Genomic DNA, 22269 nt, shown 5'->3' with positions numbered 1-22269 from the left:
CCTGGATAAGCTCTGGATCAAGCCTTACTACCAGATGGAGACGAGAAGACGAGAAGTAAAAAATCAGCACCCGGACCGGTGCTGATTTTTTACATGCTAAATTTCTACTCCAATCATCAGCCCGCCCGCTTCAGCGTAGAAGCTGCATAGGGCGCGGCAGGTGCCCAGGTCAACCCTGGCCTCTGGACGCTTTTTCCTGATCAAGTCGTGAAGCTCAGCCGCGCTGTCGAAGTTGTCAGCATGGTCGATCTTGACCCGGCCGCCCCTGTAGCCCTTCTCTTCCAAAGTTCTCAGCAGGGCTGCCAGGGTCTTCTTCTCCCCTCTGGCCTTGCCCAGGGGCTTGATTTCGCCTTCCTCTGCCCAGCCATAGACCCATATTTTCAAAAGTCCGGCGATCTTGGCCACCGCCGGGCTGACCCGGCCATTGTTGGCCAGATTGGTCATCGACTTTAAGGCAAAAAAGAGGCGGACATGGTTTTCCAGGTAGTCGCTCACTGCTTCCACCAGGTCCGGGAACTGCATCCCCTTTTCCTTCAGTTCCGCGATCTTCTCCGCCGCCAAAAACTGGGCCGGACCCGCGCTTTTACTGTCAAAAACGTGAATCAAGGCATCCGGGTATTCTTCCTGGTAAATCTTTGCCGCCTGCATGGCTGAATTGTAGCTGCCGGACAAGCCCGATGAGATGGTCACGACATAGATCTCGCTGCCCCCGGCGTAAGCGTCCAGCCAGGCTGAAATACTGGGGCAGGCTGAAGACGCCGCGATCCCGTCCTTGGCTCTTTGATTGAATTCCGCCTGGTCAAAGCTGGCGTCGTCCAGCCAGGTCTTATCCCCTTGAATCAGGCTCAAGGCCGCTACTTCCAACTGGCAGCTCCCCAAGTTGCCCGCTGTCATGTTAGCTCCGGAATCAGTTACTATCTTAATTGGCATATTTCATAATCCTCGTCATCGGTTTCTTAAAAACTTTTGCTTAAGTCTATAGCAGGAAAGTCCTCGTGTCAAGTTTTTTGAAAACCGCTAAGCTGTTTTGCTATAATGTGGATGATCGAATTTTGTTTTGTCTTTATTTTTTGTATCAGCTGACAGGAGGTTTTTATGGAAAAAATTGCCCGTTCCCTGGCCGGCCTGCACCTGCCCCGCTACCAGGAACTGCCCCAGATGGGCCTGTACCTGGAGCAGACCGCGACTTATATCAATGAGGCCCTGGCCCCCTTGGAAAACGTCCACCTGACCAGTTCCATGGTCAGCAACTATGTCAAGCATAACCTGATCGCCTCACCTAAAAAGAAGCTCTACAGCCGCCAGCAGATCGCTGAGCTGGTCTTTATCGCCGTGTCCAAAAACGTCCTCTCCCTGGCTGACCTGCGCGAGGCCCTGAAGCTGCAACGGTCCAGCTACGACACTGAAACAGCCTACAACTACATGGTTGATGAACTGGAAAACGTTCTGGCCTACGTCTTCGGCTTTAAAGGCGAGCTGACCGACGTTGGCCACGAGCATGGCGAATACAAAACCATGCTCCGCAACGTCATCATGACCGTCAGCTACAAGGTCTACCTGGACAAGTACTTTGCCCAGTTTACCGGCCAAGAAGAAGAGTAAAAAAGTAGAAAAGAAAGACAAAGGATGACCTGCACCAGAACAAGACCGATAAGCTTGATGCCTTATACCTTGCCAAGCTGCAATCTGAGCACCCGCAGCGGCTGGCCTACGTTCAAAGCGAAGAATATCAAGAATTGATGGCCAATAACCGTATCTACGAGCAGGCTTCGCACGATCTGATAACCAACAGGAATAGACTGCACAAAGCCATTCAGCTCACTTTCCCAGAGATTGAGCACTTAATGGTTAATCCGAGAGGGAAAAACTACTGGAGTATTGTCCTCAGATTCCCACACCCAGATATCGTACTAGAGACAAAAGAAGCCGATATCATCGACTTCTTAAAAGGCTTATCTGGTATTGGTAAAAAGCGCGCTAACGACATAACGCAAAGCCTTATTCGTTTGGCTAAAGTCGCATGCCCAGCGGTCAAAAAGAACAGTGCTCATGTCCGTGGCCTCAAAATGGTTATTAACAACATTCTGAGCACTGAAGAAGAGTGCCAGACTGCTTTACAGGAGATGGCTAAGCTGGCTCCTAAGCGAGATCTGGAGATCCTCACAAGCATTCCATGCATTGGCGAAAATACTGCTCTAAGAATCATTAGTGAGCTTGGGGACATCAGACGTTTTAACAACCCTAGCCAATTAAATGCCTTCGTTGGTGTTGATCCTCAAGTTTATGAATCTGGCAATCTCACGGCCCACCTGTCAATTTCAAAGCGTGGGACAGCTATTGGCAGAAAGGTGCTGTACTTGGCCATAAACCAAATTCAGTCGGCTAAGAAAGCGGGAAACCCTTGTCATATTGCGGATTATTACGAGAAACGAAAACGGTCTTCTGAGACTGCAAGTCACAAGAAGGCCGCTATCGCATCGATCCATAAATTATTACGGACGATCTTCACTTTAATTAAGAATGATCAATTGTATAGCTATGACGTAGCCAAACATAACCAAAGACTTTTGTCATAAGAATTGATCCAATAGATATTATAACAGCCTCTTTTTTGAAATTACAGAAGGTGGCTGTATTTATCGTGCCCTAAATCAGATATTTGACTTGATTCTCCGGGAGCTATTTCCCGATTAGGCCTTTATTTCAAAATAAAATTGCCTAAAATCGTTGATAACACTTGACTTAGAGTAGAAAAATAAAAAGACCGGCCTTAGTCGATCTTTTTAACGTCTTTAATATTTGATTCACTGGAAATGTAGTGGGGCCGGCGCTTGCTTTCCATGTAGATCTTGGCCAGGTATTGCCCCATCACGCCCAGGCTGAGCATGACCAGACCCCCGATGAAGATCACCACGCAGATCAAGGAAGCCCAGCCGGCTACCGGGTCCCCTTTGATCAACTTGCGCAGAACGATCACGATCAGCATGATAAAGGACACCCCGGTCATGAAGAAACCCATCCAGGAAGACAGGTTCAAAGGCACCAAGGAGAAGTTGATGATCCCGTCAACGGCGTACCTGAGCAGCTTCCAAAAGTTCCACTTGCTTTCCCCGGCTACTCTTTCCACGTTCTCATAAGGGAGCCAGTAGGTCTTGAAGCCAACCCAGCCAAAAATCCCCTTGGAGAACCGGTTGTATTCGCTCATCGCCACGATCGCATCGACCATGTCCCGCTTCATCAAGCGGAAGTCCCGAGCCCCGTCGACCACGTCAGCATCAGAGATCCTGTTGATGATCTGGTAGAACTTGCGGGCAAACCAGCTTCTGACCGGCGGTTCACCCTTCCGGTCCTCCCGCCGGGTGGCCACGCTGTCATATTCACCGGAGTCCAGGATCTTGATCATTTCCGGCAGAAGGGTCGGCGGGTCCTGCAAGTCGGCGTCCATCACGGCCACATAGTCCCCGCTGGCATTGACGAAGCCCGCGTACATGGCGGCTTCCTTGCCGAAGTTTCTTGAAAATGAAATATAAAAGACATGGGGATCCTTGGCGGCCAAGTCGCGCAGGATTTCCAAAGTCTTGTCCTTGGACCCGTCGTTGACAAAAATCAGCTCGTAGTCGTCGGGCAGTTTTTCCAGCACCTCATGCGCTACCGGATAAAAAAGGGGCAAGGCCGCTTCTTCATTGTAGCAAGGCACGATAATTGAAATCTTTTTCATGTTTTTACTTCTTTTCTTCACTTTCTGCTTGCTTACCCTTAAGTTTAACCCCTAATCTGGCGCAGATAAAGCCTGGCTAGGAAAGCCAGGAAATTGCCAAAAGCAGCTTGATCTTTCCGCCCTTGACGGCCTTGATCGTGAGCGGCTTTCTGACCTACTTGTTCAAAACAGTTTTATTGTAAGAACTGGCCGCTTTGTCAGTCTGCTCTTGCCAGTATTCCATGTTCTTGTAAGCATCTGACCAGCCAGTAATGACCGGCTTAGGGTCAAACTTATAAGCCGGCAGGTAGTCGGCGATTGGCTTTTTTGGTCAAAGTCAAAAATTTATGCAGGTCTTTGGAGTGCATGGCCGCGTTAGCCTGCCGCATAGCTTTTTTTCCGGGCCGGAGTCAAGGCGATCAAGCCCGACTTGGTCCATTTGATCTTGTGCTTGTCCGGATCAGTAACTTCATGGCCAAAATTGGTGGTGGCATTGCGCGCGACATTGTTTAAATAGCTGTTCCAAGCATCAACATTCATGTAGTAAACCAGACTGTTAATGCTGATGGCCAGAGACAGGCCGGTCAGGCCGTAGACCAGCCAGGACCAATGATTGGACTTCTTTCAGCATAATTTCCGCCGACATCCCCATCCCCAGCAAGATCAAGGGGTAAGCCAGGCAGACAAATCGGGACGGGAACTGGAGGAAGCGGGCCAGGAACGAAAACCGGTTAGAAATACGGTCCCATGGCAGCAGCTGGGAGGAGACCAGAAGCCAGAAGCCCCCGTAAAGGCTGATCCAGCCGTTGAGTTCGTTTCCTTTGTGCTGCTAAAGGGCATAGACCAGCTGGCCGATAAAGATATAGCCCAGCCGATCGTCATGTAAAACGCGGCCAAAAGCGTAGCGACTGACCGCCGGCTGGAAAAGCGGCCCGTACAGGGCATTGATCACCCGGCCTGAATGGCTGAAGCCGTACATGGTCATAAACCAGTTGAAGTTGCCGTGCTTGATCTGCTGGGCTGTTTTATAGAAGCGGTTGTAGTGGAAAATCGTGTCTGACCCGATGATGATATTCCCGGTACGCATCTGCCGGTAACAGAAATACGCCGCTAGCATAAGCAGGGCGGCGTAGGGCAAATAAGCTTGGTATTCAAGCTTGCGTTTATTATTGCCTTCTTGCATCTCTCTAATACAATCACCACTAACTCTAAGGATAAATATTTTCATTTTCACGTGCAAACCTTTTCAACATCTTTCAATGTCATTTTTCAAGAGCTTTACGCATATATATTACAAAATAAACATAACGGCTATTTCGGACAATGAAAAAATATCCTTGAACACCAAAAAAGCAGCTGTTACTGGCTAGCTGCTTCTTAGGTAGTGTACATGTATGTTGTGTATATCAGGGAAAGAAAAATATAAGAAATATGAGTTATAGACAAGTTCTTTCAGCTCGTCTATGCTTTCTATACTACACAGTAAATTTGAACAAACTATGATACTAACGTTGATCTTCAGTGAATTTTCCAGCTGCCATTACAGGGAAATTTCCTCACCGTTGACGCTGATCTGGTAAGTCAAGGCAGCCAGGTCCACCCGGAGAACCGCTTCCCGGTCTCCAGCCTGGTTGACCCGCTTTAAGACAATCTCATGCTCGCTTGGAGCAGCAACTTCCAGCCGGCCATCCAGATCAAAGGCCGCTTCAGTATTTCTAAATTCCAGCAATTTCAAAAGCTTGGCAACAACTGGCCGCTTAACTTCCTGGTCAATTTCTTCCAGGCTGTAGTAGTGGCGGTTGATGTTCCGGCCTTCCTTGGTCCGTTCCAGCAGGTCCAGGTCGTTTTCCCCGGCCAGCAGGCCAACATAGTAGATCTGCGGAATCCCCGGGGCAAAAACTTGCAGCAGCCGAGCCAGGAAGTACTTTTGGTCATCATTGCCCAGGGCTGAGTAATAGGTCGTATTGATTTGGTAAATGTCCAAATTGTTGTACTCAGCTGAAGAGTATTTCCGCTTGACGTTAGCCCCGACCTTGTATAGCTCCTGGGTCGTGTAGTCAATTTCCTCATCAGTCAAAATGTCCTTGGCATCAACTACCCCCAAGCCGTCATGGGTGTCCAGGGTAGTAAACTGCTTCAGCGGGCACTGCTTCAGCCAGGCGGCCAGCCTTTGGCTCTTGCCAGTATACAGGGAATAGAGCAGAACCATCGGCAGGGCAAAGTCATAGATAAAGTAGCCATGCTCGCTGACCTTGCGCGGCAAGCTATAGTGTTCATGGATTTCCGGTAAAATTTGCGCGTCTGTTCCAGCCAGGTCCTGGCGGACTTCATCCAGCAGGTCCCAGATTTCAGGTTCAACGAAGAAGTCGCTCGTGTCCAGTTTCTTAACCGCGTAGGCAAAGGCATCCAGCCGGATCAAGCTGGCCTGGTGCTTGACCAGCTGCTGGAGGGTTTCCTTGACAAAACGCTTGGTAACTTCGGTCCGCACGTCCAGGTCAATCTGGTCGGGGCCAAAAGTATTCCACATTTTCTCGCGGCTGCCGTCCGCGAATTCCAGCTCTTCCCAAGGCGCCTTGTCCTTGCGTTTATAGATCAAGTCAACATCTGCCTGAGTCGGCCGGCCGGCTGGCCAGAACTTATCCCAGCTTAAGAAAAGGTCCCGCCAAGGACTCTTTTCCTTGTTCTTTTGCAAGTCCAAGTAATAGTCAGAGTGAGCTGAGATGTGGTTGATCATGAAATCAAACATCAAATAGTATTGCTCACCCAGCTTTTCTACATCAGACCAAGTGCCGAATTCTGGAGCGACCTTTTCATAAGTCATCGGTGAGAAGCCCCGGTCCCCATGAGACGGGAAGAACGGCAGCAAGTGGATCCCGCCGATCGCCTTGGAGAAGTAGCGGTCCATCACCTGGGACAGGTCCTTCAAGTTATGGCCAAGACTGTCCGGGTAAGTAATCAACATAGCTTTGTTTTGCAATTTCATTTTTAAACCTCTTTTGCTTTTTGTTAAAGCGCTTTATTTTCTTGCTGTCTCCAGTTTACAAAGTCCTGACCGTACTTGGAATTTCCCCCTGCTTTTTTGCAGAAAAAGTCTAGCGAAAGCCTTATAATATCTGGTGTCAAAGCAATTATTTTTTGCAGTTTTATTAGAAAAGAGGACGCATGAAAGTCACCTTTACCGAAATCGCCAAGCTGGCGGGAGTTTCCGTGCCCACCGTTTCCCGCTACTTCAACCAGCAAACCGTCAGTCCCCAAAACCAGCTTAAAATTGCCCAGGCGGCCAAGGCCCTGCACTACAAGCCAAATAAAGCTGGCTCCAAGACCGTCCTGGTCCTCCTGCCCACGGTTACCAACCCGCTCTACGCTGAATTTTACGAAGCCGTCCAGGGCAATCTAGCGCAGCTGGGCTATGACTGCCAGCTGCATGTTGGTCAAGATGACAACTTCCTGGCCAGTTTAAAAAGCAATAAATTTAGCGGTCTGATCACCAGCCTGCCGGAAACGCCCCTGTCCTTGACCAAGCAGCTGCCTACTGTCTCCTTTGACCGGCCTATTTCCCGGGAAATACCCCTGGTCAGCTGTGACAATTATGGCGGCGGACACTTGATTGCCCAAACCGTCCTTAAGAGGGGAGCCAAGGAAATTCTAATCTTCTGCGGCAGCCAGCAAGACCTCTCCCCCATCAATGAGCGCCTGCGGGGCATGATGGATTGCTTCCAAAAGCGGCAGACCAAGTTTTCCACGGCCTACCTGGACTTTACCGCGGGCAACCTCTTTAAGCAGGTCCAGCTAGCCAAGCTGCTGACCGGACAAAAGTACGACGCCATCTGCTGCAGCGATGATATCACCGCCTTGCTGGTCAAGCAGCGAGTCCGCCAGCTGAGCTACCAGCCTTTGGTAACAGGTTTTGACGGCTCCAATTTTGTCCGTAATTTTTTCCCGGACCTGCTGACCGTTAAACAGCCGATTAAGGACCTGGCGGCCCTGACCTGCCAGTTGCTCGACCAGCGCCTGCGCCGGGGCCATTTCCCCAGCGGCCATAAACAGGAATTGCCGGTCACTTTGCTAGATTTATGAACGATTCACTTACTTTTCCCTAGAAGGTTTGTTAAATCTGATGATAAAATCGCATTCATGCTTAAAAAATTCACGATTCCCTATATCTTTTTGCCGGCTATAGGTATATAATTATTGGCTGTTATGTACCTTAAAAATTATCTACTGCAAGGAGAATAGGATTTTGATACACAACTTGTTAAATGAGTTCCTGTCTACCGGGCTCATGATTCTTTTCGGTGTTGGCGTGCACTGCGATGACGTTTTGAACAAGACCAAGTACCACGGCTCAGGCCATATTTTCGCCATTACGACCTGGTCATTTGGGATTACCGCCTGCCTCTTCATCTTCGGTGGCGTCTGCATGAACCCAGCCATGGCTCTCTGTCAGGCTATCCTGGGGATCATCCCATGGTCCAGCTTCATCCCTTACACTATGGCTGAATTCGCCGGTGCCTTTGCCGGTGCTCTTCTGGCCTACTTCATGTATGCTGACCACTTCAAGGCTTCCAAAGACACCATCGACGGAGTGGCTACCCGGAACATCTTCTCCACCAACCCTAACCTGCGTAACCTGCCACGGAACTGGATGGTCGAAATGATCGCCACTACCATCTTCTTGAGTGGTATCCTGGCTATCGTGGCCAAGTTTGAAAAATTCGGCTTTACTCCACTTTTGGTTGGTCTGCTGGTTTGGGCTATCGGTATGGGCCTGGGCGGTACTACTGGCTTCGCCATGAACCAAGCCCGGGACTTGGGCCCTCGTCTGGCTTACCAAATCCTGCCAATCAAGAACAAGGCCAACAACGACTGGCAATACGGCCTGATCGTACCAGGTACCGCGCCATTTGCCGGTGCCGTACTGGCTGCCATGTTCGTCAAGTACTTCTTGAAGTTGACTTTCTAATTCAAGAAATATTGAACGTAAACATAAAAGAAAAAAGCGCTGGACCGTGACGTCCAGCGCTTTTTCGCGTAAAAAATAGATATAGATGCGGCCCGGAGGCCTCGGGTTTGCTTGTCTTGGAAAGAATAAAAAAAGGTATGGAATCTATAGATCAAGATCTCTTGATCTATGGCTTAAATGATGTTAGAGAATATTGGGTCAGATTATATCAAATTGTGTCATTTGATATGATTTTGCCGAGTGTCTGCTTTAACATCTTTAATATCTAGACCGACCTTTTTCAAGCAATACCTAGCAAGTAAGTATCACAAACGCTCCCTTGATATGGTTTTCAAGAAAACTGGAGGACAACTTTACAGTCCGTCAACCGAAACCCTATACACAGGCACAAATATTACTCGTTTGCCAAGTGGCTCCTCAAATGAGAGAAGACCATTTGGCTGGATGCAACACAGCATCCACTATCCCGTTCGCAAATGAGACGTTCGGGAATACTTTTCTTACTATTTGCATTGCACCGTTGATGTCCGCATTGACCAACAAACCCTTGTTGGTTCTAAACATGCCGCGGTGAATGCGCCGATTGGCTGGGCTCAGCCCTCGCTTTTTCCTGCTCTTATTGCCATTGTTCCAGCATGGCTTTTCGCCGTCAAGAGCACTAGTCTGACTTGTATACGATTCATTTGTGCAGATAACCGTGATACCGACCATATTGGCCTTGTAGCGGATCATATTGATCATCTGCTGGTGAGGCAAGCCAACAAAGTTCTGATTGTTTTTCTTGCCCATATTTACTGACCGAATCATAAAACTTACTAAATCTTGATAATCACATCAATATTGGTAAGTTTTTCTGATATTTCTTTCTAGTTAAATCTATGGGTAGATTCAACTTGGAAAAAGAAATCAGATTTTTAACCTTTTGAAGTTAAGGTCAGTGAGTACGGTTGGCTGTCAAATAACGCCAGATGGCGTCATCCAATAGCTTTTTATCTGCCCCACTGGAAACTTTTAGCATGGCAGTCGGAAAGGCATCTTGCCCGCAAAAAGCGGGCAAGCATATCGTGATGCCTTCTCGAAGCAGTCAAGCCGCGATTTTAATACCCCGAACTGAGTTCGTTAAAGCTGACTGCTCTTACATGCTAGAGCCTTCAACTTTGTAGTATTACTTGCCTTATGCTTCTTTTATCCGACTGGCAAGAATCTCCTTAACTCGCTTGTAAGGCCTGTAAAGCGTGATTTCTTCGTCAGTTAATCTACTCAATATGTTTTTGGCTGCGGCGATATTCGCATTCATCTCGCCGCATTTCTTGCATTTGGTCAGTTCATGATGACTGCCGTATCTTTCCTCAAAATGCTGCCCGCAGATCGGACAGTACTGAGAAGTATATGCCGGATTGACATCATGAGTTTCAATCGAATTCTTGCTTGAAAGATATTCAATACGTTCATCCAGTTGGCCCTTAGTCCATGAATTCAAGCGTTTGCGTATCTTTCTTGCGAATCTGCTGTTATCTGATTTGACGCCTTTTTCTTTTACGAATGTCAAGTCTTCCTTAGCAATGACCGCCGGATGCTCTGTCTCGATCATCCTGTTTATCGCATGGTTGATAAAGCTTCTGACAGTTTCTTGCGCTGAGCGGTAGCTCTTGTCATACGACTTTCTGCCGATATTGTTCTGCTCCAGATTCTTAAGCTTGCCAAGCAGTTTTATTTTCTTCCTCAAAGCAGTCTTAGACAAAGGTTGGTTTGCCTTCTCCAGTTGCTCAAGCTGCTGATTGAGCTGCCAGCGCAAACTCACATATGGCTGGCGATTTGCGTTTCGCTTGCCGTATTTGTCAACGATGGCATTGGCAAGCTTGCTGAAGTTTTCACCATATTCATTGCCGCTGCTGCAGGAAAGCAGGGTGGCAAGCCCCTTGTCAATGCCGATTGCCTTCTTTGAATCATTGCTGTAACGCTTGCTAGAGATCAGCTTATGAACTTCAAGGCGCTGCTTGATGCGGTCAAGCACCACGGTGATATCGCCGGTGCGTGGATAATTCCACGAACTGGTCATCTCTACAGAAAACTGCTTTCTAGGCACATCGGAACTGAATGAAAAAGTATTTCCTTCAAATGCCCAATTCAAGTCACACTTCATGCTAGAGCCAAGCTTGCCCGACTTCCGTGCCCGGTAGTGGTAGCGGTACGTAATCCGGCGCAGGTAGCTGTGCGCTTGCTTGATTTGCTTATCCGTCAGTTTAGCTTCTATTTCAGTTAAAGCTTCAGTGTATTCTTCTGGCAGCTCAATTGGCTTGTGAAGAAGAACGGCTTGCCATGCGCTCTTAAATTTCAAAATAAAGAGCAGAAGGTGGCGCTGATCTGCAGAAAGATTTTCATTTTCTTGAATCAGCTTCTTCAAACGGTTAGCCAGATTCGACCACATGCTTTTTATGTTGGCACATGCTTCACGGAGAGCGCCTACCCAGTGCTTGGTCTGAAAATTGTAGACTGTTTCTAGCTTGCCTTTTGAGCCTTTAACCGGCTTGTCCCACTTGCGAACTTGGTTGCGCAGAGCCTGCCAGTTATTAACCGCTAGCATCGAATTGATGCCGCAGTAGCGGTTCAAAAAGAAATGCCGGCACCTGCCGTATCTTTCAAAAAAGTCGGACATTCTGGCAAATTCTTCATCGCTTAACTTTTTGGAGTAGACTCTAACTGTCTTGGGCTGAGTCTTTGTCACTGTCTGCTTGACTGAAGAGCTTTTTGCTTTCTTGGATGACTCTTGCATTCCGATGCGACCTCTTTCCATACAGCTTAGCTGAGAAAACGGTGATTATAGATAAAACATCTTCTACAAGTTCTGAATTTGGATCAACGTTGTCTGTCTGATTATCTCAATCATTTCAAAGCCAAAACGGACAAGCCTGTCTTGGTAATTTACAACGACTCGCTCACACTGCTTCTTGCAGATCATGTTGATCAGCTCTGTCAGGCCCTTTTTTTATAGTTGAGACTAGATCCAACGTCTTGAATGATCTTAAACTGATAGCCATTGACTTCGCAATATCTAGACACCACGTCCTTCTGCCTTTGGAGATCTTCTTTTTGATGGCCAGAAGAAACCCGGCAATAGCCGATGGTCAGCAGCTTCTTAGGCTTAGCTGCTTTCATATTGCCTTGCAGAAGCTCATCTAGCATTTCTTTAGTGTAGCGACGTTGATTGGAGGCAGTTCTAAGCGGCGTAATCAGTCCTTCAGCTTCCCAATTGCGGAGAGTTGACTTGGCAACGTTAAGATACTCAGCTGCTTTTGATATGGACATGTATTCGCTCATCGTTTCTTCCTTCCAATCTTTTGATACCGGCATTATATCATGAATTGGTAAGAAAAATTACTATTTAGTACTGGATGAAATTAATATTTTTTAACAGTCACAACCGTTTCCGTGTCTTGTTCTTGCCAATCACAATAGTATTTGCTCCACAGCTTAGCGCGTAATCTACTATGCGCTTGGATGCCTTGTGGGCAAATTGACGAATCTTGGCATTGCGCCAATCGGTTAGGCGCTGCATGGATTTGGTCTGGCCGTATACTGCCTTTGGGCCTTGCTTGGTATTGATGATGCTTTCGAGCTGGTGGTATTGAGCTTGAAGGCTCTTCAATTTCGCCATGCGCTTGTTGTAGTACTGATTGGCAGACTTGATTGCACGGCCATTAATGAGTAAGGCCTTATCGCCAGTATTTGAGACGCAGGCAAATGCATTATCTACACCTCGATCGATACCAATATAGCGTCCGTTGTCTGGCAGATATGGTTTCTGGTTTGCAGCTGGAGTGTAGGCTACTGTGAGTTTATAACCATTTGACAGTGGCTTAATTGCGATGCGATTGACCTTTTTTATGCCGTCTGCAAGCTTGATGCTAAGCCCCAAAGAATGAATAATCAGATACCGCGCTACGACATCTTTGCCATCAGCACTTTTCACTTCTTTGACTCTCGCGTTTTGTGGTGTCACGTAAAAAGTATGACGTCTGCTTTTCTTCAAGTAACGTGGAATTCTCGGCCTGCCGGTAAATTTCTGTGGTGCTATTTTGTAAGATTGCAAGGCACAGAACCAGGCCTTCCAAACCGCGGCTACTTCTTTAAGCGTCTGTTGAGCACATTGAACAGTGGGCATCTGACCATAAAGCATAAGCTCATTGGCATTTCTTTTATTTTTGAAGATCCTGTCCAAGCCCTCATAATAAATCGATCCCTTTCTCTTGAAAAGGGCTTGTCTGAGCTGATACAAAGCGGCGTTATAAATCTTATGAGCAATTTCTGCCGCACGGTCAAGCTCTGGAGTAGCCTTGATGTAATACTCACTGGCCAATTGGTCAATGAGTTCACTATTTCTCGGAATTGTCTTTTGTTTTTTCTTTCTTTTCGCTTGGACCATTTTCGTTTTACCTCCTTTCCTAATAATTCATCCACTGGCCTTAGTGTTACTTGTTCGAAAAGTAATATAGATCACTGACTGTCTTTAGATTATTTCTATGATTTTAAGTTCTTCTACATTCTCGTACCTCTAAGAATTATTATATCACGCCTCACCGAACTTGATACGAACAAAAGGTAAAGAATTGATTTGTTCTGTCAAAAGCAACAGTATAGACTAATTTGACTAAAGTTTTTTTACTATACGGGGTAAGTATGAATGATCTATGACGACTTTCTTGCTTTTCTCCTATGAAAACTTTTATTTTTTACCTTGATTGACTCCCTAAATCTGCCCTTAAACAGCCGTTCTTACATTTTCTTCAAAGTGTAAAGGGCGGAAAATCGGGCTTGCTGCCTCCTTGCTCCTGGTCAGCACTCCTTTGGCAAAGCCCTTAAGATAATACTTGCAAGGCGCCGAGCAAGAAAAAATTAAGGAGTGCGAAAAAATGAACATGCAAATCAATCAAGCAATGGACCAAGCCTGGGAAAGGCGGAAATTAGTCGCCGGAGCCTTGAAAACGGCCCATGTCTACCGAAAGTGTGCCGATTACGAGGATCTTTTTCAAGAAGGCCTGATCGTCTACGCCCAATGCCTGCAAGAAATGGCTGACCAGCCGCAAGAAGAAGCTGACAAGCTGGCCTTCCGCAAGGTCTACTGGCGGATCCTTGACCTGCTCCGGCAGAAAAAGCGGCAAAGAGACCACGACGAACCACTGCTGGCTGCCGCCTTTGTTGGTCAGGCCGACCAGCACAATCTGCTTCTTAAGGAAGCCTGGAAGAAGCTGTCGACTAGCGAAAAGCTGCTTTTAGGCCAGAACATCCTGGCTGGCCGCAGCCTCAAGGAAACGGCCGACTTAATGAATATTCCCTACCGGACGGCCAGCCGGATTAAGAAGCAGGCCCTGGAGAAACTCCGCCGTCAGTTAGCCTGAATTATTGTAAAGAAACAAAGCAAAGCCCCCGCGACCGCGGGGGCTTTTCGTTATATTCTGAATAAGAGCTTTTTCTCAGCCTGCTTTAAGGCATAGTCTAAATCATCTGGTAAAAGAGGCAGGCCGAGTTCATCCAGCAGGATCTGCTTTAAGACTGCCTTCTCCTCTGCCTTGATCTCAGCCAAAAGCTGCCTTAAAGAGGGGATCCGGCCAGCTAGGTCGGCCTCAACCGCCTGCTGGTAGCTGGGTCCATAGAGCAGGTTCCAGTCACCCTGTCTGCAAACCGGGCAGCCCACCTGCCCAGCCAGGCCATGAAAAAGGCTGCAGTAAAGGGCGTTGTGCTCAACCGCTTCTTTCACTTGCCGGCTGGCATTGGCATAGCCGCGCTTCACCTGAAAGAAATAGCAGTTGACCCCGGCCAAGTCGGTCATGAGCAGCCCTCCCTGGCAGGCTTCCATCCCCCGCATCCGCTGCAGGGCCACCAGGTCCACCAGGCCGGCGTGGAAGGATTCCGGGGAAAAAATTGCCCCATGCCCCGCCGAAATCACGTGCTGCTCCCGGATCCCCAGGAGCTTGTAGAGCTTGTCCTGCAAGGGGTAGCCGCCGGGCAGGTCCTCGTTGACGAAGTGGGCCAGCAGGGTCTTGGTCGTGGCTCTTAAGACGATCTCTCCCTGCTTCCGGTCGACTAGCAAGGTCCGGTAAGAAGCAGCTGGCCCCAGGTCATAAGCCAGAATAAAGTCTGGTCCCAGCCGGTACTTGTCCAGCTTTTTGGCCTTGATTTTTCCTTCGGCTAATCCTGCCTGGTAATACTCCCGGCTGTAGACCGTCATCATTTGAAGGCCTCGTGGCAGACTAAATTCCGCCTTAGGATCGTCTTTAAAGGAAGCGCGGCAAAATTTTTCGATCTTGCTTCTGGCTCTTTATCCTTGAGCAGGTAGCGCAGGACATAGTAGATCCGGGGATCTCTTTTCCCGCTAGAGATTTGAAACCCCTCCAGTTCCACGCCTGGTCCGTAGTGTTTGCCGAAATATTTCTCTTCATACAAGGGACCGAAGAGGTCAAGCCAGCTTCTGAGTTCTTCCCCATCCACTTCTTCTCCCTGCAACAAGGCGGAAAAAGCTGCCGGCTGTCCTTTAAGCCCGGCAAGGTCGTTGATATGGACCAGTTCTGCCGGGAAAGTATTGGTCAAAAAGCAGGCGTTGTTGCGGAAATAGACCCGCGGCCCGTGAAAAAATACGTATTTCTTAGCCTCTTCAGTCTGCAGGAGAGCCAGCTGGTCAGCCGTCAAGTCCCGGACCCGCTTCCTTTTCTTGGCAAAAAGCTGCAGGAGCAGCCAGGCCAGCCGGTCAGCATCAGAAGCCAGCTCCGGCTCAGTCAGCAAGACCCGTTTGACTTCTTCCTGGAAATTCTTTTGCAGTTCACCCAGGGCCTGGCGGATTAAAGGGACGTCAGCTGGCTTGATCACATTCTTTCTTTGCTTGTCCAAGAGCAAATCGCTCAAACAGATTCTCTTGCTCTCCAGCTCCCGGCCCAAACTGGCCGACCAGACCCGGCCAGCCAGCAGCTGCTTAAGTGCCGCTTCAACTTCTTCCATTTTTCCTTTCCCTGTATTCAAAACAACCTACTTAACTGTGGATAGCCCTTATATTATGAAGAATTGAGGGCATCCATTCCAAGTTAAAAATATAGCATACTCCCGCGTTAATTAAAAGCGCTAACATCTGTTTTTTTTAATCAATCCCTTTTACTCTGCTTAGCCCTATTGTTAAGGCAAATGAGTTATTATATTAATTAAGAAACATGTCGTATTTTATAGGGAGAAAGCCATGCAACTTACTAGAGCATTTGCCTACGCTGTCTCAGAGTATTTTGTGTAATTATAATATTATTGTTGTTGCGTTCACCACTGCAGATCAAGCGCCACAACCGTGGATAGGACCGATGCCAGGGGAAGGACCGGGCAATTTCGGCCAGTTATGAAGCCGGCGTCCTGGAATTTAAGATCAGAATGCGCTGGCTGGCCAGTCAGAAAAAGAGCTCATTCGTGTATATCGTTACGTCGGAACATTATCAAGAATAAAACCCATAACAAAACCAGCTCAAGCTGTCGCTTGAGCTGGTTTTTTAGTACTATTATCTTGTTTTTCTGCTTTTTACTTAAGCAAGTCCTTGGCCATTTCAAAGCAGCCCAAGGTAGCTGAACCGTTGTTAGCCACGATTGGCCGCACGATCAGTTCATCCAGGTCTGGCAGAGCAACGTAGTCGTTGTTCATTTCCGCGAAGTACTTTCTGACCGTTGCCATGTCACCTTCGTTCAAGACTGACCCGCCGACAACCATGACGTCTGGCCGGATGGTTAGGTAGATGTTGTAGAGCATCTCAGCCACGTAATAGGAAATCAAGTCAAAGACTGGGTGGCTGCGGTCCAGGTCTTCACCAGGAATCCCGGTTCTGCCCTTGAGCGTTGGACCAGCAGTCAGGCCTTCCCCACAGGCATCGTGGTGGAAAGGACAACCGCCTTCATACTTGTCGTCCGCCCGCTTAGGAATGCGCATGTGGCCCATTTCTGAGTGGTTGGTGTAGCCGATGAAGTGGCCTTGCTGGATGGCACCGGCCCCAACGCCAGTCCCGATGGTAATGTAAAGGTAGGTCTTTTCATCATCCCGGCCGCGGGCAATGTATTCCCCGTAGCAGGAAGCGTTGACGTCAGTCGTCAAAACGACTGGCACGCCCAGTTCTTTTTCAAAGTAGCCCTTCAGTTCAGTATTTGACCAGCCAGCCTTTGGGGTCTTGGAAATGTAGCCAAAAGTTGCTGACTTCGGGTCGATGTCAATCGGGCCAAAAGAGCCGATCCCGATGGCCTTGACTGGGTTCTCCTTGAAGAAGTCCCGGCAGGCTGCCAGGGTTTCCGCCGGAGTCGTGGTTGGCACCCGCTTGGTTGCAGTGGTTTCCCCAGTCTCAACGTTTTGCACGCCCAAGATAAACTTAGTGCCGCCGGCTTCAATACTGCCTACAAAAGTATCTGTCATGTTCTCACCTATGCTTCTGTTAACTCTCAATTTTGTCTTTTAAGCTTCATCGCCCGGTTTGGAAGCGATGATCGTAGCTTGACCATCTAAAGTATAACAGGAAATCGTCGATGGCAAAATCAGATGATCACCTTTTTTCAGCGGATAAGTCTGCCCGTCGACCGTCAAGTCGCAAGATCCATCCAAGACTGATAGCAAGCGGTACTTGCCATCCTTGATCTCAAAGTCACCCTTGCCGCGAACGTCCAGCTTGAAGACGCCGAAGTATTCCGCCATCACGAACTGGATCACGTGAACGTCGCCAACACCCCATTCTTCATGGTTGAGCTTTGGCATTTCAAATGGCACTTGCACCGTGTCGATTGACTGCTGCAAGTGGAGCTGGCGCAGCTTGCCTGTCTTCTTGTCTACCCGGTCAAAGTCGTACATCCGATAGGTGGTGTCGCTGGACTGCTGGGTTTCCAAAACCATGATGCCGCTGCCGACAGCGTGCACCATGCCGTGCGGCACGTAGAAGAAGTCCCCTTCATGCACCGGGACAGTCCGTAAGAGCTTCTTCCATTCCCCGTTCTTCACCATTTCGGCGAATTCTTCCCGGGTCTGGGCATTGTGGCCGTAGTAGAGCTTGGCGCCTGGCTTGGCCTTGATCACGTACCAGGATTCAGTCTTGCCCAGTTCCCCTTCGTGGATTCTAGCGTATTCATTGTCCGGGTGTACTTGGACGGACAGGTCCTGGTTGGCATCCAAAATCTTGGTCAGAAGCGGGAAGACGTCACCTTTAGCGTTGCCGAAAAGTTCCCGGTGCTGGTCCCACAATTCATTCAGCTTCATGCCCTGGTAAGGGCCGTTCTTGATGCTTGCCGGGCCATGTGGGTGGGCTGAAATCACCCAAGCTTCACCGGTATGGTTGCTGGGAATCTGGTAGCCAAACTCGTCTTTTAAGCCAGTGCCGCCCCAGATTTTTTCATGAAAAACTGGCTCCAAAAATAATGGTTCTGCCATTTGCATTTAGTCTCCTTTGCACCTTCGATTGTGTTTCCGCTTACTTATTTACTCCATTAACATCATAAGCTATTTTGCGGTCGGATTGGGAAAAAACAGCGAAAGTTCTTGCAAAAAACAACAAAAATCAATCCGCGTCCAGCTCATTGCTGTTGCTCAGCTTCCGGTACCAGTAGGCTGACTTCTTCAAGGTCTTCTTCTGGGTGTGAATGTCGTCGCGGATCAAGCCATAGCGGTTCCGGTAGGAATTCATCCAGGACCATTTTGAGTGTCCCATCAGATTAATTAGCATTATGTAAAATATCCCGAATTTTAACTTTTTCATCAGGACCTTATATCTGTATTTCAGGCCATTAATCCTTTGTGCTCTCGCTATGGAACCTGCCCAACCTATTTGCTCTCGCCATGGAACCTGCCCAACCTAATCTGGGATGCGAATTAAGATATTGTAGCTTTTCAGTTGCTAATTGTTTAATAGTTTCATTTTCTGTATTTTTCAGTATTAATTCTAAATCCGCTTTATAAATGTTATAAACGGGTTTTTTAAGTAGCTTTTCAGCTGCTAATTGTTTAATAGTTTCATTTTCTGTATTTTTCAGTATTAATGTTAAATCCGCTTCAGAAATGTCGGGTGTTTTAATTGCTTTAATTAACCCGTATTGCTTTAAAGCCATTAATCGTAGTTGATCATCTAGTATACTTGACATCTGTTTCTCCTGTTTAACGTCACTGGGACTTTGTCGCAAAAAAAACCGTGTTCGATATACGAACACGGTTAAGTGACGTATATCCGTTTACAGTGGAGCACCTTACCGGTCGGCAGGTTGCTGCTAGGTCAAAGTGTGTAACCACTCACTAGCTCTTGATATAACACGTGATTTAATTGTTAGTTTAACTTTATAATATTTATTTGCTAATGTCAAGGCATTTCTTAAGTATCCAAGCAAAAGAAAAAAGCCAGACTTCCGTCTGACTCTTGTCTCGCGCGGCAGCTTCCTATCCTCGCAGGCAGTTTCCCACCAACTACTTTCGGCGTTAAGAAGCTTAACTTCTGTGTTCGGCATGGGAACAGGTGTATCCTTCTTGCCATTGCCACCGCACTCTTTGCTTGAGCTTGCACGCTCAAAACTGAATATCTTTTACCAAGTCAAAACCTCATTGCTTTGCTCTTTTGGTCAAGTCCTCGACTGATTAGTACCGGTCCGCTCCAAGCCTCACGGCTCTTCCACTCCCGGCCTATCTACCTCATCGTCTCTGAGGTGTCTTACTTTCTTGAAGAAATGGGAAATCTCATCTTGAGGGGGGCTTCGCACTTAGATGCTTTCAGCGCTTATCCCGTCCGCACATAGCTACCCAGCGATGCCTTTGGCAAGACAACTGGTACACCAGCGGTGCGTCCATCCCGGTCCTCTCGTACTAAGGACAGCTCCTCTCAAATTTCCTGCGCCCACGACGGATAGGGACCGAACTGTCTCACGACGTTCTGAACCCAGCTCGCGTGCCGCTTTAATGGGCGAACAGCCCAACCCTTGGGACCGACTTCAGCCCCAGGATGCGACGAGCCGACATCGAGGTGCCAAACCTCCCCGTCGATGTGAACTCTTGGGGGAGATAAGCCTGTTATCCCCAGGGTAGCTTTTATCCGTTGAGTGATGGCCCTTCCATGCGGTACCACCAGATCACTAAGCCCTACTTTCGTACCTGCTCGAGTTGTCTCTCTCGCAGTCAAGCTCCCTTTTGCCTTTACACTCTGCGAATGATTTCCAACCATTCTGAGGGAACCTTTGGGCGCCTCCGTTACACTTTAGGAGGCGACCGCCCCAGTCAAACTGCCCGTCAAACACTGTCCTCGGCCTGGATCACAGGCCTGAGTTAGAGCATCCGTCAAGCAAGGGTAGTATCCCACCAGCGCCTCCGATAAGACTGGCGTCCTATCTTCTCCGGCTCCTACCTATCCTGTACATGCTTGACAGATACCCAATATTAAACTGCAGTAAAGCTCCATGGGGTCTTTCCGTCCTGTCGCGGGTAACCCGCATCTTCACGGGTATTATAATTTCACCGAGTCTCTCGTTGAGACAGTGCCCAAATCATTACACCTTTCGTGCAGGTCGGAACTTACCCGACAAGGAATTTCGCTACCTTAGGACCGTTATAGTTACGGCCGCCGTTTACTGGGGCTTCAATTCAAACCTTCGCTTGCGCTAAGCTCTCCTCTTAACCTTCCAGCACCGGGCAGGTGTCAGCACCTATACTTCATCTTACGATTTTGCAGATGCCTGTGTTTTTGATAAACAGTTGCTTGGGCCTTTTCACTGCGGCTGATCTTGCGACCAGCGCCCCTTCTCCCGAAGTTACGGGGCCATTTTGCCGAGTTCCTTAACGAGAGTTCTCTCGCTCACCTGAGGATACTCTCCTCGACTACCTGTGTCGGTTTGCGGTACGGGTGCACCGTTTCTGGCTAGAAGCTTTTCTCGGCAGTGTGACGTCGCAGCCTTCGCTACTTTAATTTCGCTCCTCATCACGCCTTGTCCTTATGAAAGCAAGCATTTGACTCGCTCTCAGACTTGACGCTTGAACGTGGTATCCAGCACCACACGCTGCTAGCCTCCTGCGTCCCTCCATCGCTCATAACGATTCGGTGCAGTACAGGAATTTCAACCTGTTGTCCATCGACTACGCCTCTCGGCCTCGCCTTAGGTCCCGACTTACCCTGGGCGGACGAGCCTGCCCCAGGAAACCTTAGTCTTGCGGCGGACAGGATTCTCACCTGTCTTTCGTTACTCATACCGGCATTCTCACTTCTAGAAGCTCCACATGTCCTCTCGGTCATGCTTCACCGCCGCTAGAACGCTCTCCTACCACGTGCATAAATGCACATCCACAGTTTCGGTATCATGCTTAGCCCCGGTAAATTTTCGGCGCGGCGTCACTCGACTAGTGAGCTATTACGCACTCTTTGAATGATGGCTGCTTCTGAGCCAACGTCCTAGTTGTCTGCGCAACTCCACATCCTTTTCCACTTAGCATGAATTTTGGGACCTTAACTGGTGATCTGGGCTGTTTCCCTTTCGACTACGGATCTTATCACTCGCAGTCTGACTCCCGCACATAAATGTCTGGAATTCGTAGTTTATCTGAATTCAGTAACCCTTGACGGGCCCCTAGTCCAAACAGAGCTCTACCTCCAGCATCCTCTTTGCGAGGCTAGCCCTAAAGCTATTTCGGAGAGAACCAGCTATCTCCAAGTTCGTTTGGAATTTCACCGCTACCCACAACTCATCCCCGCAATTTTCAACTTACGTGGGTTCGGTCCTCCAGCGCGTTTTACCGCGCCTTCAACCTGGTCATGGGTAGGTCACTTGGTTTCGGGTCTGCGTCAGCCAACTGCTCGCCCTCTTCAGACTCGCTTTCGCTGCGGCTCCGTCTTTTCTGACTTAACCTTGCTGACTAACGCAACTCGCCGGTTCATTCTACAAAAGGCACGCCATTACCCGTTAACGGGCTCTGACTACTTGTAGGCACACGGTTTCAGGTTCTCTTTCACTCCCCTCCCGGGGTTCTTTTCACCTTTCCCTCACGGTACTGGTTCACTATCGGTCACTGGTTAGTATTTAGCCTTGCGAGATGGTCCTCGCGGATTCAAACGGGATTTCACGTGTCCCGCCCTACTCAGGATACTGATAGGCCTTCTTTGGATTTCGCTTACGGGGCTCTCACCCTCTCTGGCGCGTCTTCCCAAACGCTTCTGCTATCCTCTGAAGTGCCATGTCTCAGTCCTACAACCCCGGCAGATAAATCTGCCGGTTTGGGCTCTTTCCTGTTCGCTCGCCGCTACTTGGGAAATCGATATTTCTTTCTCTTCCTGCAGCTACTTAGATGTTTCAGTTCGCTGCGTATTCCTTCCTTAAGCTATGTATTCACTTAAGGATAGCATGTCTGCACATGCTAGGTTCCCCCATTCGGAGACCTCCGGATCAAAGCCTACTTACGGCTCCCCGAAGACTTTCGCGGTTAGTCGCGTCCTTCATCGGCTTCCAGTGCCAAGGCATTCACCGTGCGCCCTTCTTCACTTGACCTTGCAAGTTTGTTCTTTCGAACTCTCTCGGTCGCTTTGCAATGTTTTCATTGATCTCAATGATTCTCGGTTTTTTCTTGGAATTAAGATATTCAGTTTTCAAC

The 22269-nt window shown here is 48.5% G+C and carries 15 protein-coding genes, 2 rRNA genes and 5 pseudogenes; 5 read left to right on the top strand and 17 right to left on the bottom strand.

Going from position 1 to position 22269, the window contains the following annotated elements; genetic code table 11:
- Positions 1 to 96 precede the first annotated feature (96 nt).
- Positions 97 to 930: a DegV family protein gene (locus tag LJ046_RS02350; RefSeq protein ID WP_002879664.1), complete on the bottom strand. Its 834-nt coding sequence runs from the start codon at positions 928 to 930 to the stop codon at positions 97 to 99.
- A gap of 165 nt (positions 931 to 1095) precedes the next feature.
- Between LJ046_RS02350 and LJ046_RS02345 the strand changes: the two genes are divergently transcribed.
- Positions 1096 to 1602 carry a DUF1836 domain-containing protein gene (locus LJ046_RS02345; RefSeq protein WP_002879665.1) on the top strand — a complete coding sequence of 169 codons (507 nt, stop codon included), beginning with the start codon at positions 1096 to 1098 and terminating at the stop codon, positions 1600 to 1602.
- Between the two features lie 8 nt (positions 1603 to 1610).
- Positions 1611 to 2576: pseudogene (locus LJ046_RS02340) on the top strand (IS110 family RNA-guided transposase); the annotation flags it as partial.
- Between the two features lie 194 nt (positions 2577 to 2770).
- On the opposite strand, the gene LJ046_RS02335 reads toward LJ046_RS02340, so the two are convergent.
- The 4 genes from LJ046_RS02335 to gtfA all read right to left on the bottom strand — a co-directional run bounded on the left by LJ046_RS02335 (position 2771) and on the right by gtfA (position 6680).
- Positions 2771 to 3718, bottom strand: coding sequence for a glycosyltransferase family 2 protein (locus tag LJ046_RS02335; RefSeq protein ID WP_002878851.1), 948 nt, complete (start codon positions 3716 to 3718; stop codon positions 2771 to 2773).
- A gap of 354 nt (positions 3719 to 4072) precedes the next feature.
- On the bottom strand, positions 4073 to 4237 hold the full coding sequence (locus LJ046_RS10330; RefSeq protein ID WP_002878853.1) for a hypothetical protein: 165 nt from the start codon (positions 4235 to 4237) through the stop codon (positions 4073 to 4075).
- Positions 4238 to 4526: 289 nt separating this feature from the next.
- Complete coding sequence (locus LJ046_RS10325; protein WP_231128067.1) at positions 4527 to 4784, bottom strand: hypothetical protein; 258 nt, start codon at positions 4782 to 4784, stop codon at positions 4527 to 4529.
- 453 nt (positions 4785 to 5237) lie between these two features.
- On the bottom strand, positions 5238 to 6680 hold the full coding sequence (gtfA, locus tag LJ046_RS02325; protein WP_002878855.1) for a sucrose phosphorylase: 1443 nt from the start codon (positions 6678 to 6680) through the stop codon (positions 5238 to 5240).
- Positions 6681 to 6859: 179 nt separating this feature from the next.
- Between gtfA and LJ046_RS02320 the strand changes: the two genes are divergently transcribed.
- Together LJ046_RS02320 and larD are read left to right on the top strand one after the other, a co-directional pair.
- Positions 6860 to 7774 carry a LacI family DNA-binding transcriptional regulator gene (locus LJ046_RS02320; RefSeq protein ID WP_002878856.1) on the top strand — a complete coding sequence of 305 codons (915 nt, stop codon included), beginning with the start codon at positions 6860 to 6862 and terminating at the stop codon, positions 7772 to 7774.
- Positions 7775 to 7937: 163 nt separating this feature from the next.
- On the top strand, positions 7938 to 8660 hold the full coding sequence (larD, locus tag LJ046_RS02315; RefSeq protein WP_002878857.1) for a D/L-lactic acid transporter LarD: 723 nt from the start codon (positions 7938 to 7940) through the stop codon (positions 8658 to 8660).
- Between the two features lie 417 nt (positions 8661 to 9077).
- On the opposite strand, the pseudogene LJ046_RS02310 reads toward larD, so the two are convergent.
- The 4 genes and pseudogenes from LJ046_RS02310 to LJ046_RS02295 form a co-directional block, all read right to left on the bottom strand.
- A pseudogene (locus tag LJ046_RS02310) lies at positions 9078 to 9461 on the bottom strand (zinc ribbon domain-containing protein); the annotation flags it as partial.
- Between the two features lie 373 nt (positions 9462 to 9834).
- Complete coding sequence (locus LJ046_RS02305) at positions 9835 to 11385, bottom strand: RNA-guided endonuclease TnpB family protein (protein WP_072557743.1); 1551 nt, start codon at positions 11383 to 11385, stop codon at positions 9835 to 9837.
- A pseudogene (locus LJ046_RS02300) lies at positions 11357 to 11978 on the bottom strand (IS607 family transposase). Before LJ046_RS02300 ends, LJ046_RS02305 begins: the two are co-directional and overlap by 29 nt.
- A gap of 103 nt (positions 11979 to 12081) precedes the next feature.
- Positions 12082 to 13083: pseudogene (locus LJ046_RS02295) on the bottom strand (RNA-guided endonuclease TnpB family protein); the annotation flags it as partial.
- A 487-nt stretch (positions 13084 to 13570) separates the two neighbouring features.
- On the opposite strand from LJ046_RS02295, the gene LJ046_RS02290 reads away from it, so the two are divergent.
- Positions 13571 to 14056 carry a sigma-70 family RNA polymerase sigma factor gene (locus LJ046_RS02290; RefSeq protein WP_002880607.1) on the top strand — a complete coding sequence of 162 codons (486 nt, stop codon included), beginning with the start codon at positions 13571 to 13573 and terminating at the stop codon, positions 14054 to 14056.
- A gap of 50 nt (positions 14057 to 14106) precedes the next feature.
- Here LJ046_RS02290 and LJ046_RS02285 read toward each other — a convergent pair whose 3' ends face one another.
- The 8 genes and pseudogenes from LJ046_RS02285 to LJ046_RS02250 form a co-directional block, all read right to left on the bottom strand.
- Positions 14107 to 14889, bottom strand: coding sequence for a hypothetical protein (locus LJ046_RS02285; RefSeq protein ID WP_002880600.1), 783 nt, complete (start codon positions 14887 to 14889; stop codon positions 14107 to 14109).
- On the bottom strand, positions 14886 to 15650 hold the full coding sequence (locus LJ046_RS02280; protein WP_002880598.1) for a hypothetical protein: 765 nt from the start codon (positions 15648 to 15650) through the stop codon (positions 14886 to 14888). The genes LJ046_RS02285 and LJ046_RS02280 overlap by 4 nt, the downstream gene beginning before the upstream one ends.
- Before the next feature lie 559 nt (positions 15651 to 16209).
- Positions 16210 to 17085 (bottom strand): ROK family protein, encoded by an 876-nt coding sequence (locus tag LJ046_RS02275; protein WP_002880597.1) that lies wholly within the window; start codon positions 17083 to 17085, stop codon positions 16210 to 16212.
- 39 nt (positions 17086 to 17124) lie between these two features.
- Positions 17125 to 18087 carry a mannose-6-phosphate isomerase, class I gene (gene manA / locus LJ046_RS02270; protein ID WP_072557742.1) on the bottom strand — a complete coding sequence of 321 codons (963 nt, stop codon included), beginning with the start codon at positions 18085 to 18087 and terminating at the stop codon, positions 17125 to 17127.
- A gap of 127 nt (positions 18088 to 18214) precedes the next feature.
- Positions 18215 to 18349: pseudogene (locus LJ046_RS09960) on the bottom strand (family 1 glycosylhydrolase); the annotation flags it as partial.
- Positions 18350 to 18440: 91 nt separating this feature from the next.
- Complete coding sequence (locus tag LJ046_RS02260; RefSeq protein ID WP_002880594.1) at positions 18441 to 18794, bottom strand: hypothetical protein; 354 nt, start codon at positions 18792 to 18794, stop codon at positions 18441 to 18443.
- 276 nt (positions 18795 to 19070) lie between these two features.
- Positions 19071 to 19187: ribosomal RNA gene (rrf, locus tag LJ046_RS02255) — 5S ribosomal RNA — on the bottom strand.
- 71 nt (positions 19188 to 19258) lie between these two features.
- Positions 19259 to 22166: ribosomal RNA gene (locus LJ046_RS02250) — 23S ribosomal RNA — on the bottom strand.
- Positions 22167 to 22269 lie beyond the last annotated feature (103 nt).

Origin of the sequence: Lactobacillus delbrueckii subsp. jakobsenii ZN7a-9 = DSM 26046, from assembly GCF_001888925.1 — a bacterium.
Lineage (GTDB): Bacteria > Bacillota > Bacilli > Lactobacillales > Lactobacillaceae > Lactobacillus > Lactobacillus delbrueckii.
The sequence above is the reverse complement of the archived record's forward strand: the minus strand, read 5'-3'. Positions and strand labels throughout refer to the sequence as shown.